We start from the raw sequence: 16154 nt of genomic DNA on the forward strand, positions 1-16154 counted from the left end.
TCTCGGGGAAGTCGGGCTTATCGTGTCCGATTTAACCCCGACTTCCCCGAGATCAACGAGGAGGGGGCCGTCCGGGCGGCGCATACCGGACATAGCGGTCGGTGGTAGAGGGGTCCGCGCATCCTGCGTCGTGAAATCGACGCTTTTATGCAGATTAGGCGTCGATTTCACCACGCAGGATGCCTATCGCGCCGCCCGCCACGAGCGCGGGTGGCCACGCGCTCACCCCGTCACGCCGCCGCCCGGACCGGGAGTGGCCAGACGGTCGGCAGGCGGGGGCGGGGAATCGCCCCGCTCTCGCCGTCGCCGCCGACCACGACGAGCACGCACACGCGCCGCGCCCGACAATGCTGCCGGATGTGTCGCCGACCGTTGTCGTTGCTGCCATGGCGCTCACACTCCGGTGGCCCGCCGCCCGGCCGGGGCCAGGTAGTGGGGTACCTGCTGTGCCGCCGCCTTCCCGGACCGGGAGCGGCCAGACGGTCGGCAGGCGGGGTCGGGGAACCGCCCCGCTCTCGCCGTCGCCGCCATTCACGGTGACCACGTACACGCCTGACGGTCGACGGTGCTGGCGTATGGGGCGCTGACCTTTGTCGTCGCTGCCTTGACGCTCACGCTCCGGTGGCCCGACGCCGAAGCGGTGCCCCCGACCCCCTCAGGCGTGTGGGGTGATCCCGTCGAGCCATGCGCCGAAGACCGCCTCCGCCGCTTCGGCGAGGGCCGGGCCGTACGCTGCCGCGTCGGCGCGGACCGTGCGCGGGTCCACCCCCGCCGCGGCCAGCTCGTTCGCGTGGCCGATCAGCCACTGCTCGATCCGCGTGTGGTCGGCCTCCAAATGGAACTGCAGGCCCAGCGCGTTCGCCCCGATGCTGAACGCCTGGTCGGGGAAGCCCGGCGTCTCCGCCAGGCGCTCGGCCCCCTCGGGGGTCTCGAACCGGTCGCCGTGCCAGTGCAGCACCGGCGACCCCGCCAGGTGCTTCAGCGGCGAGGCCTCCCCGGCCGCCGTGAGGGTGAGCGGCGCGTACCCGATCTCCTTGCGGCCCGTGGCGGTGACGGCCGCACCCGCCGCGATGGCCATCAGCTGGGCGCCCAGGCACACGCCGAGCGTCGGGGCCCCCGCCTCCAGGCGGCGGGCGACGGCCTCGGTCTCCTCCGCCAGGTAGGGGTAGGCGCCCGTCTCATAGGCGCCGACCGGCCCGCCGAGCACCACCAGCAGGTCGGCGCCCTGGACGGCGTCCCCGTCGAGGGCGTCCACCCCGGCGTCGAGGTACGACACCCGGTAGCCCCGGCGCTCCAGGATCGGGCCGAGGACGCCGAGGTCCTCGAAGGCGAGGTGGCGCAGGGCAATGGCGGTCGTCATCGGCTCCACTCACGGTTCCGGGGCGGATCCCGCCCCGGTCGGTCATCGGGTTCGGACAGGAAGGTTACCGGTGCCCGGCCGCGATTCATCCGGGTCACCCGGCTCCCCGGACGCGGTCCAACCGGGTCACCCCAGAGTGGTCACCGTCCGGCGGACAGGGCGGCGCGGCCCCTCGGAGAAGAGGTCGGGAGAGGCGGCCCGGATGCGTTCGACGTCCTCGAACACCGTGCGCAGGTGGGCCCGGAGCGCGGCGACGGCCGCGGAGGTGTCCTCGGCCTCGATGGCGTCCACGATCCCCGTGTGCTGTTCGACCAGCTCCCCGATGGGCCGGGTATCGATCAGGCTCAGCCGCCGCGCGCGGTCCAGGTGCGCCTTTGCGGCGTTGACCGTGCCCCAGGCGCTCAGGTTGCCCGCCAGCGCCAGCAGGGCCCGGTGGAACTCCTCGTCCAGGTCGAAGAAGCGGTCGTGGTCGCCGGCGCGCCCCGCCTCCCGCTGGGACGCCAGCAGGGCGCGCAGCTCCCCGGTGCGGCCGCGCGCGGCCGCGGGGTCGGCCTGCTCCAGCGACGTGCACTCCACCGCCTCCCGGATGAACTGCGCCTGCCGGACCCGTTCCAGGTCGACGGGCGCGACGAACGTGCCGACCTGGGGGTAGACCTCCACCAGCCCCTCGGCGCGCAGCAGGATGACGCTCTCGCGCACCGGCGTCCTGCTCACGGCCAGCTCGGCGGCCAGGTCCTTCTCGGACACCGGCGTTCCCGGCGCGAGCCTGAGGGTGATGATCGCGCGGCGCAGCGCGTCCAGGACGCGGTCGCGCGCGGACAGCAGGGGGGAGGGCGGGGGGTCGGACCGGGTCTCGTCAGCCATGCCCCCGATTCTAGTGGCCTTGACCGCACTGACATATCAGTGCTTGTATGTCAGCCGCCGCAACGTGAACGCAGCGTTTCCCCCCCGCGAGTCCGCGCAGGTGGAGGCGCATGACCGAGGACGGCAGATGAGCGAACAGGCACCCCCCGCACCACCGGGTCCCGGGACCCGCACCACCCGGGACCTCACCAAGGCCGCCGCCTCCGGCTGGCTGGGCACCGCGATGGAGTTCATGGACTTCCAGCTCTACTCGCTCGCCGCGGCCCTGGTGTTCAACACCATCTTCTTCCCCGACCTGCACCCGGCCGTCGGCCTCATCGCCGCCATGGGCACCTACGGGGTCGGCTACGTCGCCCGCCTGGCCGGTGCGGTCTTCTTCGGCCGGATGGGCGACCGTGTGGGCCCCAAGCGGGTCCTGTTCATCACGGTCGCGCTGATGGGCGTCTCCACCACCCTCATCGGGGCGCTGCCCACCTACCAGCAGGTCGGCCTGCTGGCCCCGGTCCTGCTGGTCGCCCTGCGGCTGGTGCAGGGCTTCGGCGCCGGCGCCGAGATCGCCGGCGCCACCGTGATGCTCGCCGAGTACGCCCCGCCGCGCCGGCGCGGCTTCATCGCCTCCCTGGTCGCCCTGGGCACCAACTCGGGCACCCTGGGCGCCTCGGCGGTGTGGGCGGTGCTGGTCTTCGCGCTCTCCGACGAGCAGCTGCACTCCTGGGGCTGGCGCCTGCCCTTCCTGGCCAGCTTCGTGCTCCTGATGCTGGCTCTGTGGATCCGCTCCTCGGTCCGCGAGAGCCCGGTGTTCGAGCAGCGCGAGGACACCGTGGACGGCGTGGCCGTCTCCCGCGACGAGCTGGCCGCAAAGGCCGCCTCCGGGCAGAGCACCCTGGAGACCGCCCTGCGGCAGCGCAAGGGCAAGGCGTTCCTGCTGGCCTTCGGTCTGCGCTTCGGCCAGGCCGGCAACTCCGGGATCGTCCAGACCTTCCTGGTCGGCTACCTCAGCGCCACCCTGCTGCTGGACGGCTCGCTGGGCACCTCCGCGATCGTCTACGGCTCCCTGCTCGGCTTCGTGACGGTGCCGCTGGCCGGGGCCGTCGGCGACCGCTACGGCCGACGGCCGGTGTACCTGGCGCTCACCATAGCGAGCGCCCTGTTCGCGGTGCCGATGATGCTCATGGTCCAGACCGGCGACACCCTGCTCGTCACCCTCGCCGTCGTCATCGGGCTGAACCTCTCGGTGCTGAGCCTGTTCTCGATGGAGAGCGTCACCATGGCCGAGCTGTTCGGCGCCCGCACCCGCTTCACCCAGCTCGCGCTCGCCAAGGAGCTCGGCGGCGTGCTGGCCACCGCCATCGGCCCGGTGCTCGCCGCCACCCTCACCGCCGCCACCGGGTCCTGGTGGCCGGTGTCCGCGCTGATCATCGCCTACTCCCTGATCACCCTGGCCTCGGCCGCCCTCGCGCCCGAGGTGCGCGGCCGGGACCTGGTCCGACTGGAGGACGCCGTATGAGGTCCGTGACCGTGCACGCCCCCGGAGACCTGCGCGTCGACGAGGTGCCGACCCCCGAGCCCGGCGACGGCGAGGTCCTGGTCGCCGTGGAGTGGGGCGGCATCTGCGGATCCGACCTGGCCTACTGGCGCCACGGCCGGACCGGCACCGCCGAGCTGCGCGACCCGCTGGTGCTGGGCCACGAGGTCGCCGGGCGGGTGGCCCGCACCGGCCCCGGGGTGGAGGGGGTGCCCGAAGGGCTGCCGGTGACCGTGCACCCGGCCGACCCGGTCGGCGGCCAGGACCTGCCCGAGCGCCTGGCCGGGCGCAGCAACCTGCACCCCCGGGTGCGCTACCTGGGCTCGGCCGCCCTGCACCCGCACACCGACGGCGGCTTCCGCGACCTCCTCCCGGTCAAGGCCCACCAGCTGCGCCCGCTCCCGGAGGGGGTGGACACCCGGTGCGGGGCCCTGGCCGAACCGCTCGCCGTGGCCCTCCACGCGGTCGGCCGCGCGGGCGGCGTCCGCGGCCGGGAGGTGCTGGTCAACGGCGCCGGCCCGATCGGCTCCCTGCTCGTGGCCGCCCTGCGGCACGCCGGGGCGGCGCGGGTGGTCGCCGCCGACATCGACGGCGGGCCGCCGCGGACCGCCGCGGCCATGGGCGCCCACGAGACGCGCGACCTGTCGGCGGGGCAGGGGCTGCCCGCGGACACCGAGGTGGTCTTCGAGGCCAGCGGCGCCCCCGCGGCCCTGGCCGGGGTGCTGGAGGCGACCGCCCGCGGCGGCACCCTCGTCCAGGTCGGCAACCTCCCGGGCACGCCCGCACCCGCGGCCCTGGGCGCCCTGGTCACCCGCGAGATCACCTGGACCGGCTCCTTCCGGTTCGCCGAGGAGATCGGCCAGGCCCTGGAGGCGATGGCCGCGGGCCTGGACGTCGCCCCCCTCATCACCCACGAGTTCCCCGCGGACCGGGCCGAGGAGGCCATGCGCACGGCGGCCGCGCCCGGATCCGGCAAGGTCCTGCTGCGGTTCGGCTGAGCACGCGCACCGCCCGCGCCCCGCACCGCGATCCCCCCTGAGAACCCGGCAAACCCCTCCGAGAAAGGGCTCCACGTGAAGATCACCGACGCACGGGTCGTCGTGTGCTCACCCGGCCGCAACTACGTCACCCTCGTCGTTGAGACCGAGGACGGCCTCACCGGCGTCGGCGACGCCACCCTCAACGGGCGCGAACTCGCCGTCGCCTCCTACCTGCGCGACCACGTGTGCCCGCTGCTCGTGGGCCGCGACGCGCGGCGGATCGAGGACACCTGGCAGTACCTGTACAAGGGCGCCTACTGGCGGCGCGGGCCGGTCACCATGGCCGCCATCGCCGCCGTGGACGTGGCGCTGTGGGACATCACCGGCAAGGCCGCGGGCATGCCCCTGTACCGGCTCCTCGGCGGGGCCTCCCGGGACGGCGTCCCCGTCTACGGCCACGCCAGCGGCGCCACGCTCGACGAGCTGGCCGAGGACGTCCAGCGCCACCTGGACCTGGGCTACACGGCCGTGCGGCTGCAGGCCTCCGTCCCCGGCCTGGAGACCACCTACGGCATCGCCGGCGAGGGCGTCTACGAGCCCGCCGACGCCCCCCGCCCCCACGAGGCCGCCTGGGAGAGCTCCCTCTACCTCGACTTCGCGCCCGCCATGTTCGCCCGCATCCGCGAGGACTTCGGCTACCGCGTGCACCTGCTGCACGACGTGCACCACCGGCTCACGCCCACCGAGGCGGGCCGGCTCGGCGCGGCGCTGGAGCCCTACCGGCCGTTCTGGATGGAGGACCCCACCCCCGCCGAGGACCCGTCGGCCTTCCGCGCCCTGCGCGGCCACACCACCACCCCCATCGCCGTGGGTGAGGTGTTCAACTCCATCTGGGACTGCCAGCAGCTCATCACCGAGCGGCTGATCGACTACATCCGCACCGCCGTCTCGCACGCCGGCGGCATCACCCACATGCGGCGCATCGCCTCCCTGGCCGAGCTCTACGGGGTGCGCACCGGCCCACACGGCGCCGGGGACCTGTCGCCGGTGTCCCTGGCCGCCGCCCTGCACCTGGACCTGGCCGTGCCCAACCTCGGCATCCAGGAGCACATGGGCCACACCGGGCCCTACACCGAGGTGTTCACCCACGCCTACACCTTCCGCGACGGGTACATGCACCCGGGCGAGCGCCCCGGCCTGGGGGTGGAGTTCGACGAGGCGGCCGCCGAATGCTTCCCCTACGAGCCCCGCTACCTGCCGGTCAACCGGCGCCTGGACGGGACGGTGCACGACTGGTGAGGACACGACCGCTGAGCGACGTCGCCCCCGACGTCGCCGTCCTGGGCGAGGTCCTGGTGGAGGTGTCCACCGACCGGCCCGCCGGCCACGGTGTGCCCGCCGTCCTCGGGGTCTCCGGCGACGCGCTGAACGCCGCCGCGGCGGCGGCGCGCGCCGGAGCGGACACGGCCCTGGCCGCCGTGCTGCCCGACGACGAGCTCGGCCGGGCGGTCGCCGACCGGGTCGCCGAGCTGGGCGTCTCCACCTCCCTGCTCCGCTTCCGCCCCGGGCAGCAGGGGATGTACCTGGTGCACTGCGACCCCGGGGGCGAGCGGGCCTTCGCCTACGCCCGGCGCGGCAGCGTCGGCTCCACCCTCGGCCCCGGCGACCTGGACGAGGCGGCGCTGCGCGGGGCCGGGGCGGTGGTGGCGAGCGGCATCGCCTGCGCGGTGTCCGACAGCGCCCGGCGGGCGGTGCGGTCCGCGGCCGGGTGGGCGCGCCGGTTCGTCTTCGACCCCAACCACCGCCCCCGCCTGGCCTCCCCCGGGCAGGCGGCGGCCGTCCTGGAGGAGATGGCGCGCGGGGCCCACCTGGTCACCCCCTCCTTCCCCGGGGAGGCCCAGGCCCTGCTGGGCGCCGACACCCCCGAGGAGGCCGCGCGGCGCACCCTCGCGGCGGGCGCCGCGCACGCGGCGGTGACCTGCGGCGAGCGCGGCGCCTACCTGGCCGGCCCCGACGGGGAGGGGTGGATCGGCGCGGTGCCCGCGCCCCGCGTGGTCGACCAGACCGGCGCCGGGGACGTGTTCGCCGGAACCGCCGCCGCCCGCATCGCCCTGGGCGACGGCTTGGAGGAGGCGGCGCGGCTGGCGGTGGCCGCGGCGAGCCTGAGCGTCGGCGGCCGCGGGGGCACCGGCCTGCTGCCGGCGCTGGAACAGACGCGCGCCCACGCCCGGACCGCGGGCGGGGCGGACCGGAACGACAGGGAGGACGCACGATGAGCGGGCGGCTGGACGCCGCGGCGCTGGCGGCGGCGGGGCGCACCACCGCGCTCGACCGGCGGGCGCTGCGCACGGGGATCGTCCACCTCGGGGTGGGCGCCTTCTTCCGCGCCCACGGCGCGGTGATGACCGAGGACGCGATGCTCGCCGCGGGCGAGGCCGATTGGGGGGTGTGCGCGGTCACCGGGCGCTCGCCGCGGGTATGGGAGCAGCTGGCGCCGCAGGACGGCCTGTTCACCGTCTCCGAGCGCGGCGCGGGGGCGCGCCCGATGCGCGTCGTCTCCCCGGTGCGCGAGGTGCTCGGCGGGAACGGCGACCCCTGGGCCGTTGTCGAGCGCATCGCCGACCCGGGGACCCGGGTCGTCACCCTGACGGTGACCGAGAAGGGCTACTGCGCCCACCCGGTGACCGGCCGCCTGGACACCGGGGACGACCGCGTCCGCGCCGACCTGGACGGCGCCCCGCCGCTCACGCCGGTGGGGCGCCTGGCCCGCGGCCTGCTGCTTCGGGCCGAGCGCGACGCCCCGCCGGTGACCGTGGTCAGCTGCGACAACCTGCCCGGCAACGGGCGCCTGCTGGCCTCGCTGGTGGCGGACTTCGCCGCGGCGCTGCCCGCGGCCGACGGCGAGCGGCTGGCGGCGTGGGCCGAGCGGAGCGCGGCCTTCCCGGACACCATGGTCGACCGGATGGTGCCGGCCACCACCCGGGCGGACCTGGACGCGGTCGAGCGGGAGCTGGGGCTGCGCGACGAGGCGGCCGTGGTCGCCGAACCGTTCTCCCAGTGGGTGGTCGAGGACCGCTTCGCCGGGCGCCGGCCGCGCTGGGAGGCGGCGGGGGCGCAGCTGGTCGCGGACGTGGCCCCCTGGGAGGCGGTCAAGCTGCGGGTGCTCAACGCCGGGCACTCCCTGCTCGCCTACCTGGGGCTCGGCCGCGGGCACCGCACCATCGCGGCGTGCGCGGACGACGAGGCGCTCGCGGGGGCGGTGCACCGGTTCTTCGACGAGGAGGTGCTGCCCGGGCTCGACGCGCCCGAGGGCATGGACGCCCGGGAGTACGCCGCCTCCGTGCTGCGCCGCTACGGCAACCACGCCCTCGCGCACAGCACCGCCAAGGTCGCCGAGGACGGGTCGAAGAAGCTGCCGCCGCGCCTTGCCCCCACCATGCGCCCGGTCCTGGCGAAGGGCGGGGAGCCGCGGTGGAGCGCCCTGGTGCTGGCGGCCTGGATGCGCCACGTCGCGGTGTCCGGCCCGGACCTGCAGGACCCGCTCGCCGGACCGCTGCGCGCGGCGCTCCCGGAGGGCGGCGGGGCGCGCGGGACGGTGACCGCCCTGCTGCGCTCGGGTGTCCTTCCCGAGGACCTGGCGGGGGACGAACGCGTCGTCTCCCTGGTGGCCCACTGGTACCGGGTGCTGTCCGCGGGACCGGGCGCGCTCGAAGCGGAGATGAGGGAACTCTGACCCACGGCGCCCCTTCGGCGCCCCCTCGCATGGGCCCAGCGCCCCGGAGGTGGCGAAGGCGGCTCCCTCGGCGTTGTCGCGCCCTCCTCGTGCTGCCGCCGTCCACCCGGCACTCCGCCGGCCCGGCGCTCGGGGCCTTCCAGGTGCGGCGCGTTCGGTGTCGTCGGGGGTGAGGCAGAGGGCGCCTGCGCGCCCGCCCCGCCTCCTCGGAGAGAATCACCCGTATGACCGGGTGGTGGGTGTGGGACATGCTGATCGGCGCCGTCGTGGCCCTGCTGGCCGTGTGGGTCGCGCTGATCGCCGCGCTATTGCTGCTCCGCCCGCGCGGCGGCCTGCTCAAAGAGGCCGTGCGGCTGCTGCCCGACGTGCTGCGCCTGGTCCGCCGCCTGGCCGCCGACCCCGGCCTCCCGCGCGGGGTCCGCGTCCGGCTGTGGCTGCTGATCGCCTACCTGGCGCTCCCGATCGACCTCGTCCCCGACGTAGTCCCGGTGCTCGGCTACGCCGACGACGCCATCATCACAGCGGCCGTGCTGCGGTCAGTGGTCCGCCGCGCGGGCACCGACGCCGTGCGCGCGCACTGGCCGGGGACCGACGAAGGCTTCGCCGCCCTGTCCCGGCTGACCGGCCTCGACGCGCGCTGACGGCCGCCCCGCCGGTCCGTGTCGTCCCCCGGCACTACGGTGGCCGCCGATCCCCCGCAGAAGGCCCACCGACCCGACCGAGCACAGGACCGGAGCCCTCCATGGCCACCTCCCACTCCCACCCGCCCATTCCCGAGCTCGACCTCCTCGCGGCGTTCGACGCCACCCGGACCGGCTACCTCGCCCTGGGGTTCGAGATGGGGCGCTATACCCGGCGCGGCCTGGAGCCCGCCCCCGGGTTCGACGGCCGCCTGATCACCTTCGCCCAGGCCAACGGCAGCGGGTCCCTGTACGCCGTCTGGCTCCGGGACAGGGGCGCGGACCCTGCCGCCCAGCCGGTCGTCGCTCTCGGGGACGAAGGCGGCGTCCGCCTCGTCGCGCGCGACCTTCGTGCCTTCCTCACCTTCCTGGCGGCCCTGCCCACGAACTGCGAACCGCACATCGACACCGAAGGGGTGTTCGTCCGCGAGCTGATCGACCCGGACGACGAGGAGGATGAGGACGACGAGGGCGCCGCGCTCGCGGACAACGCGGCCTTCACCGAGTGGCTGGACCGCACCTTCGGCCTGGCACCCGCCGACGACTGGCGCGCCGTGGTCGATGCCGCCGAGGAGGAGTTCGGCGACGAATGGGCCGCCTGGGCGCACGCCTTCGGACCGGGTTCGGTCTGGTCGCCCGTCCGCGACCTCAACCGGCTGTACGAAGCCGACGACGGGTTCGCCGCGCGGCATGCCAGTGGCCTGTGGCTCCTGGAGACCTACGGCGACCCGGACTACGCGGACGCCCCGGGCCTCACCACCGCGATGGAGCCGTTCGCCACCAACGGCGACGACACGGTCTTCGCCCTGTGGCGGCTCGATGAACAGGCCGGTGAACAGGCCGGTGGGCGGACCGGAGCGGCCGACCGCCCCGTCGTGGCCGCGGGCATGGACGGCGGCGTCCACGTCGTGGCCCGCAACGCCCGTGAATTCCTGGGCCTGGTGGCGGGGCTGGAGGACACCGAGATCCGCTGCGACCGCGCGGGCGCGGCCCTGCGCCCGCGCGATCGGGCTGGACAAGCGGACGCGTTCCGGTCCTGGGCGGAGGAGAACCTCGGTGTGCGTCCGGCCGCGGACCCGGCCGCGGTGATCACGGCCGCCCACGCCGAACTGGGGGGCCGCCTCCCGAGGTGACCGCTCAGGTCCCGGCGGCCTCCCGTGGGCGGGCCGCGATGTACACCGTGTTGGACGACTCTCCCCCTTGCAGCGGGTTGGGGAACCGCACCTCCTCAGCGCGCGCGGCGGCGAAGACCTCCCCCAGCCGGGCGGTGAACCCGTCGTCGGGCGGGTCGTTCGACCACAGGGCGAACACCCCGCCCCCGGCCAGCATCCGCCGGGCGAACGCGGCCAGGCCCTCGGTGGTGTAGAAGGCCGAGTGCTCCGGGTTCAGGACGTGCTCGGGGGAGTGGTCGACGTCGAGCAGCACCACGTCGAAGGCGCCCGCGTCGCCCTTGAGCGCGTCCGGCTCCTCGTCCCCGCGCGCGATGGCGAAGAAGTCGCCGTGCACGAACGTGCACCGGTCGTCGGCGGACAGGACCGCACCCGCCGGGATGAGCCCCTCCTTGTGCCAGTCGATGACCTCGCCCAGCGCCTCGATCACCACCAGGGCGCCGACACGGTCGTCCTCCAGCGCGGTCTGCGCCGTGAACCCGAGCCCGAGCCCGCCGACCGCCACCCGCAGCCCCCGTCCCGAGCCGCCCGGGGTGAGGCCCGGTTCCGCCAGGGCCAGGCGGGACATCTCCTCCTCGGCGGCGGTGAACGCGCTGGACATCAGGAACTCGTCGCCCAGTTTGATCTCGTGGACCTCGCGCCCGAGCACCGGGTCGAGCCTGCGGCGCAGGCTGATGTCGCCGATGGGCGTGGGGCGCAGGTCCAGCACCTGGAAACGTCGGCTCATGGGCGTCCTGTCCTGGTCGGCGGCGGATCGCCGGTCCGCCCGGGGAGCGGCGCGGACGGCCCTCGTCACGCTATCGGAGTCGGCCCGTCTGAGCGGACGGCCGCTCCGGCCGCCGCCCGGCCCCCGGCCTCCCCCCTCGGGCGGACGGTGCACGGCGGGTACGAGTGTGCCGCACACCACGGAGAGAACCGCGGCGGCGCGGCGCGTAGCGGTCGACCGGCGGGGGAATCGTCAGGAGGGCGACGCGTCGACGGCCCTTCCGTGCTTCCACCGCCGCGCGACCGCGCTCCCGCAGACTGACCGGCACCCCTTCGCCCCTTGATCAGCCGGAGCAGCCCGTGTCCCAGTCCCCACCCTCCTCCTGCCCTCCGCTCCAGGAAGCGGACACATCCCACATCGGCGTCCCTGTGCGGCCGGTCGAGGTGAAGGTCCGCGGCCTGACCCTGTCCGGGCTGCTGGCCGAACCGCGCGAGGGGCCGCCCCGCGCCGTGATCGCGGCGCTCCACGGCGGGGGGATGCGCGCCGGGTACTTCCACGGCCGGGCCGACCCCGCCACCTCGCTGCTCACCCTCGCCGCCGCCACGGGGGCCGCGGTGCTCGCCCTGGACCGCCCCGGATACGGCGCTTCGGCGGAGCAGCTCCCCGAGGGCATGGAGCAGGCCGAGCAGGCGGAGACGGTCCGCGAGGCGCTCGCCGAGCACGCCCGGCGGCGCCCGGTCGGTGACGGCTTCCTCCTCCTGGGGCACTCGCTGGGGGGCAAGGTGGCGTTGGCCGCCGCCGCCGGCTGGAAGGGCGCCGGGCTCCTCGGGGTGGACGTGTCGGGGATCAGCGACCGGTGGGCGGTCGACCCCGCGGGCCTCACCGAGAAGGAGCGGGCCCAGACGCACGGCCGCGTCTGGGGGCCGCCGTCCCTCTACCCGCCCGGCACCTTCCGCTTCGCCCGCGGCCTGGTCGCGCCGGTCCCCGAACGGGAGGCGGCGCAGATCCCGCACTGGCCGCGCATGTACGCCCGGCTGGCGCCCGCGGTGCGCGTGCCCGTCCGCTTCACCTTCGCCGAGTACGAGCGCTGGTGGCGGTCCGACCCGGTGACCGTGGAGGCCATGGCGTCCCGCCTGGGCACCCGCGCGGTGCGCGTCGAGCACATGCCCGGCGCCGGGCACAACATCAGCCTCGGCCTGATGGCCCGCAGCTACCACCTGCGGGTGCTCGCCTTCCTGGAGGAATGCCTCGTCCGATCGGCGGCCGCGGTTTCGTCACCACCCGGGACTACGATCCGCGAGTCGGCTTGAACGGAGAGTGAGAGGTGGTGCGGTGTCGTTCAAACCCATCGTCGTCGCCCTGCACAGGGACCCCGATATGGGGTTGGAACGACAATTGGACCTGGTCATGCGCCCCTTCGTCCGGGGCCGCGACCGAGACGACCCGGACGAGGGGCCGGGCCGCAAGCGGTGTGACGGGTGGTGTGTCGGAGGCCGCTGGTCCGGACGCTTCCTGAGTTCGGCGGTCCACTTTGCGGATGTCCGCTCCGACCTCGTCGATCCGATGCCCTTCCCCGACGACAGTCCGCTGTCCGGCCGCCTCGCCTGCGACGGCGGCCCCAAGCGCCTCCTCGACCTGGAGCACGCCCGAGCGGCGGCGGAAGTGGAGGCGTGGCGCGAGTGGCCCGCGTTCCTCGAGCGGCGGAGGTCACCGTTCACGGGCCGGTTCCGCGAGCCGGAGACCGCCGCGACCGTCCGTGCGGAGTTCGACCGGTACGTCGCCGCCGTACGGGGCCGGGCCATCGCGGATTCGGCGCTGGTGACCCTGGAAGGGGAGTGGATCGAGACCAACGGGCCGGGCCTCGGCGACCGGTATGCCGAAGCGGACGGCTACATCGACGCCCTGGACGGCGGTGTGTGGCTCGTCTGCCTCTGTGTCCACCACTGAGCAGGGCCCCGCGGGCGGGCCGCCGGCGTCCGGCGGCCCGCCCTGCGGACTCAGAAGGCGTCGGGGTACAGCTCACCGGCGATCTGCTCGACCGCGTCGATGTTGCCGAGCGTGCCCGGGAACAGGTCGCTCTTCTGCACCGCGATGAGGCGGCCCTCCTCCACGGCGGGCACGTCGGGGAAGGTCTCCTCCAGGTAGTCGCGGGTCTTCTTCTCCGAGTCGGCGTCCGACACGCTGAAGACGATGGCCTCCGGGTTCCGGCTGATGATCTCCTCCGGGCTGATCTCGGCGGCGAAGAAGTCGGCGAACTCGGGGGCGTCCGGGTCGAACACGTTGTCCCCGCCCGCCTGGGCGATGATGTCCGCCTCGATCCCGGCGCCGATCGCCTGCAGGGAGTTGCCGTCGACGAAGACCTGCGCCACCGACAGCCGGTCCACGCCTTCGAGCGACGACTCCACCCCGGACAGCCGCTCCTCGGCGTCCGCCGACAGCTCGGCGGCGGTGTCCTCCTCGCGCAGGATCTTCCCCAGGTTCTCGATGTCGGTCAGCACGTCGGTCACCTCAGCGCTGCTCCGGCGGTCCAGGCACCCGCCGGTCGCCACGTAGGCCTGGGCGCCGTTGTCCTTCAGCTGCTCGATGCTGGCGAAGCCCTGCTCGGCGGTGAACTCGTACTCCGTCGGGGACACGACCAGGTCAGGGGAGGCCGCCAGCAGGTCCTCGCGCGCGGGCGGCGCGTCGGTGCTGAGCACCGGGACGTCGGCGGCCTGCTCGGCCACGTCGTCCGGGAGCGCGGAGACGTCCGTCTGCGCCTGGCCGGAGAGGGAGTCCGCGGCGCCGAGGCGGACCAGCAGCTCGGTCTGCGAGGGCATCATGCCGACGATGCTGGCGGGCGCCGCGTCGAACGACAGCTCGCGCCCGCAGTTCGTGACCGACACCGTCTCGCCCGAGCCGCCGCCCGCCTCCGAGTCGGCCGTGACACCCGTCCCGCACGCCGACAGCACCAGGGGTGCTGCGGCCACGGCGGCGAGCGCGCCCAAGGGGCCCCGGCGGCGGGACCGGCTCGGCGGGGTGGAGGGGGAGGTGCTGCGGATCATGGTCTGGTGCTTCCTTCCGGGGCTGTGAGGGACACAGGGGTTCCCTCGTGGTCGGGTTCGGTGTCCGGGCGGTCCGGGTCGTCCCGGCCGTCCCGGTGGTCTGCGCCGTCCCGCGCCGCGGAGCTGCGGGCGTCGAAGAGGAAGTGCCGCTGCCCCGACCGCGGGTGGTCGACCGCGGTGGAGTCGACGTCGAACGCCGTACGGATCAGTGCGGTGTCCAGGACCTCGTCCGGCGCGCCGAGCGCGGCCAGCCGCCCGTCGACCAGGACGCCGACCGTGTCGCACGAGCGCGCGGCCAGGTTCAGGTCGTGCAGGGCGACCAGGACGGTCTTGTCGGTGGCGCGGATCAGGTCGAGCAGTTCGAGCTGGTGGGCGATATCGAGGTGGTTGGTCGGCTCGTCGAGGACGAGGACCGGCGTGTCCTGGGCCAGCGCGCGGGCGAACAGCACCCGCTGGCGCTCGCCGCCCGACAGCGCCGAGAACGCGCGCCGGGCCAGGTGCGAGGCGCCGACCCGCTCCAGGGCGCCGAGGGCGACCGCCACGTCCCGGTCGGAGTCGTTGCCGAACCCGCGCCCGTGCGGGATGCGGCCGAGCAGCACCATGTCGAGGACGGGGATCTCGAACTCCTCGCTGTGCTCCTGCGCCATCACCGCCACGCGCAGGGCCATCTCCCGGCGGCTCAGCGACGCGGTGTCCCTCCCGTCCAGGAGCACCCGGCCCGACGACGGGGCCGCGACCCCCGACACGGCGCGCAGCAGCGTGGACTTGCCGCTGCCGTTGGGGCCCAGCATCCCGAGGACCGTCCCCGACGGGACGGAGACGCTCACCTCGGACACGACCCGCCGTCCGCCCCGGTGCGCGTCCAGGCCTTCGATGTCGACCCTCATCGGCCCACCCCCGCGCTCTCCGCGCGGTCGCGCCGCAGCAGCCACAGGAAGAACGGTGCTCCGACCATGGCGGTCAGCACCCCGAGCGGGATCTCCGACGGCTCGGCGAGGGTGCGCGCCAGCAGGTCGGAGGCGGCGAGGAACACCGCCCCGGCCAGCACCGCGACCGGCAGCATCCGCCGGTGGTCGGAGCCGACGATGATCCGCGCGATGTGCGGGATGACCAGCCCGACGAACCCGATCCCGCCCGAGACGGCCACGACCGCTCCGGTCAGCAGCGCCGCGGCGATGAGGACGGCGGTGCGCAGCCGGTCGACGTGCACGCCGAGCGAGGCCGCTGCCTCGTCGCCGACGAGCAGGGCGTTGAGGGCGCGCGCACGCAGCGCCGCGAACACCCCGACGGCGGCCAGCGCGGCGGCGGGCAGGGCCAGGTGCCCCATGGTGGCCGCCGAGACCGAGCCGAGCAGGAAGAACATGATGCTGAAGACGTTCTGCGCGTCGGTGGCGATGGTGAGGTAGCTGGTCACCGCGCTGAACAGGGACCCGAGCGCGACCCCGGCCAGGATCAGCCGCTGCGGCGCGATCCGCCCGTTCTTGCGCGCCAGGAAGTACACCGCCCCGGTCGCCATGAGCGCCCCCGCGAAGGCGGAGGCGCCGATCCCGAGCGAGCCGATCCCGATCCCCAGCACGATGTAGGTCACCGCACCGACCCCCGCACCGGCGGAGACGCCGAGGATGTAGGGCTCGGCGAGCGAGTTGTGCACCACCGCCTGGATCAGCGCGCCCGCCAGCGCGAGGGAGGCCCCGGCCAGGGCGGCGAGCAGGGCCCGCGGGAGCCGGAACTGCCAGACGGCGTTGTCCTGCACCGTCGTCAGCGACCCGTCGGACATCCACGGCATGCCGGGCAGGAGGTGCCCGGTGACGATGCGGAGGGCGTCCAGGGGCGGCACCGCGATGGTGCCGGTGCTCGTCGAGACCAGCACCACAGCCGCCAGCGCGAACGCCAGGGCCGGGACCAGGAGGCGGGCCGCGAGCACGCCCCGCCGGCGGGGAGCGGTGGGCCCGGCCGGTGCGGGCGGTGCACCGCCGCTACCGCCGCCACCGGCGGGGCCGGCGGTTCCGGTGGCGGCGCCGCGCCGCTCCGGTGGTGAGTCGGGGGAGCGTTCCGGGGTCGTCACCCCGGCGCTCCCATCGGTCGTCTCCGGCATG

15 protein-coding genes are annotated in these 16154 nt (G+C 75.0%); 9 read left to right on the top strand and 6 right to left on the bottom strand.

Going from position 1 to position 16154, the window contains the following annotated elements; all coding sequences use genetic code 11:
- Nucleotides 1–655 precede the first annotated feature (655 nt).
- Together O4J56_RS14680 and O4J56_RS14685 are read right to left on the bottom strand one after the other, a co-directional pair.
- Nucleotides 656–1360 (bottom strand): glutamine amidotransferase, encoded by a 705-nt coding sequence (locus O4J56_RS14680; RefSeq protein WP_270686339.1) that lies wholly within the window; start codon nt 1358–1360, stop codon nt 656–658.
- Between the two features lie 126 nt (nt 1361–1486).
- Nucleotides 1487–2224, bottom strand: coding sequence for a GntR family transcriptional regulator (locus tag O4J56_RS14685; RefSeq protein WP_270686340.1), 738 nt, complete (start codon nt 2222–2224; stop codon nt 1487–1489).
- A gap of 127 nt (nt 2225–2351) precedes the next feature.
- Between O4J56_RS14685 and O4J56_RS14690 the strand changes: the two genes are divergently transcribed.
- The 7 genes from O4J56_RS14690 to O4J56_RS14720 all read left to right on the top strand — a co-directional run bounded on the left by O4J56_RS14690 (nt 2352) and on the right by O4J56_RS14720 (nt 10275).
- On the top strand, nt 2352–3731 hold the full coding sequence (locus tag O4J56_RS14690; RefSeq protein ID WP_270686341.1) for an MFS transporter: 1380 nt from the start codon (nt 2352–2354) through the stop codon (nt 3729–3731).
- The gene (locus O4J56_RS14695) at nt 3728–4747 is read left to right on the top strand and encodes an L-idonate 5-dehydrogenase (protein WP_270686342.1); all 1020 of its coding nucleotides are present in this window, start codon (nt 3728–3730) and stop codon (nt 4745–4747) included. Before O4J56_RS14690 ends, O4J56_RS14695 begins: the two co-directional genes overlap by 4 nt.
- 75 nt (nt 4748–4822) lie before the next feature.
- Nucleotides 4823–6028, top strand: a complete 1206-nt coding sequence (gene manD, locus O4J56_RS14700) for a D-mannonate dehydratase ManD (protein WP_270686343.1) — start codon at nt 4823–4825, stop codon at nt 6026–6028.
- Nucleotides 6025–7005 (top strand): PfkB family carbohydrate kinase, encoded by a 981-nt coding sequence (locus tag O4J56_RS14705; protein WP_270686344.1) that lies wholly within the window; start codon nt 6025–6027, stop codon nt 7003–7005. The genes manD and O4J56_RS14705 overlap by 4 nt, the downstream gene beginning before the upstream one ends.
- Nucleotides 7002–8462, top strand: coding sequence for a mannitol dehydrogenase family protein (locus tag O4J56_RS14710; RefSeq protein ID WP_270686345.1), 1461 nt, complete (start codon nt 7002–7004; stop codon nt 8460–8462). The genes O4J56_RS14705 and O4J56_RS14710 overlap by 4 nt, the downstream gene beginning before the upstream one ends.
- Nucleotides 8463–8686: 224 nt before the next feature.
- Nucleotides 8687–9103, top strand: coding sequence for a YkvA family protein (locus tag O4J56_RS14715; RefSeq protein WP_270686346.1), 417 nt, complete (start codon nt 8687–8689; stop codon nt 9101–9103).
- A gap of 101 nt (nt 9104–9204) precedes the next feature.
- Nucleotides 9205–10275 (top strand): hypothetical protein, encoded by a 1071-nt coding sequence (locus O4J56_RS14720; RefSeq protein ID WP_270686347.1) that lies wholly within the window; start codon nt 9205–9207, stop codon nt 10273–10275.
- A gap of 4 nt (nt 10276–10279) precedes the next feature.
- Here O4J56_RS14720 and O4J56_RS14725 read toward each other — a convergent pair whose 3' ends face one another.
- Nucleotides 10280–11038, bottom strand: coding sequence for a polyamine aminopropyltransferase (locus O4J56_RS14725; protein WP_270686348.1), 759 nt, complete (start codon nt 11036–11038; stop codon nt 10280–10282).
- 407 nt (nt 11039–11445) lie between these two features.
- Here O4J56_RS14725 and O4J56_RS14730 point away from each other — a divergent pair, with 407 nt between their 5' ends.
- Both O4J56_RS14730 and O4J56_RS14735 read left to right on the top strand, forming a co-directional pair.
- On the top strand, nt 11446–12327 hold the full coding sequence (locus O4J56_RS14730; protein WP_270686349.1) for an alpha/beta fold hydrolase: 882 nt from the start codon (nt 11446–11448) through the stop codon (nt 12325–12327).
- A 22-nt stretch (nt 12328–12349) separates the two neighbouring features.
- Nucleotides 12350–12964 (top strand): hypothetical protein, encoded by a 615-nt coding sequence (locus O4J56_RS14735; RefSeq protein ID WP_270686350.1) that lies wholly within the window; start codon nt 12350–12352, stop codon nt 12962–12964.
- Nucleotides 12965–13014: 50 nt separating this feature from the next.
- Here the strand turns inward: O4J56_RS14735 and O4J56_RS14740 are convergent, their stop codons facing one another.
- Genes O4J56_RS14740 through O4J56_RS14750 form a run of 3 tightly spaced genes read right to left on the bottom strand, consistent with a single transcriptional unit; the run spans nt 13015 to nt 16153 of the window.
- Nucleotides 13015–14058, bottom strand: a complete 1044-nt coding sequence (locus O4J56_RS14740) for an ABC transporter substrate-binding protein (RefSeq protein ID WP_270686351.1) — start codon at nt 14056–14058, stop codon at nt 13015–13017.
- A complete protein-coding gene (locus O4J56_RS14745) occupies nt 14055–14945 on the bottom strand; it encodes an ABC transporter ATP-binding protein (protein ID WP_270686352.1) in 891 nt (296 codons plus the stop codon). Before O4J56_RS14745 ends, O4J56_RS14740 begins: the two co-directional genes overlap by 4 nt.
- Nucleotides 14942–16153, bottom strand: coding sequence for a FecCD family ABC transporter permease (locus O4J56_RS14750; protein WP_270686353.1), 1212 nt, complete (start codon nt 16151–16153; stop codon nt 14942–14944). The genes O4J56_RS14745 and O4J56_RS14750 overlap by 4 nt, the downstream gene beginning before the upstream one ends.
- Between the last annotated feature and the right edge of the window lies 1 nt (nt 16154).

Source organism: Nocardiopsis endophytica, from assembly GCF_027706725.1.
In the GTDB taxonomy this organism is placed as follows: Bacteria; Actinomycetota; Actinomycetes; order Streptosporangiales; family Streptosporangiaceae; genus Nocardiopsis_A; species Nocardiopsis_A endophytica.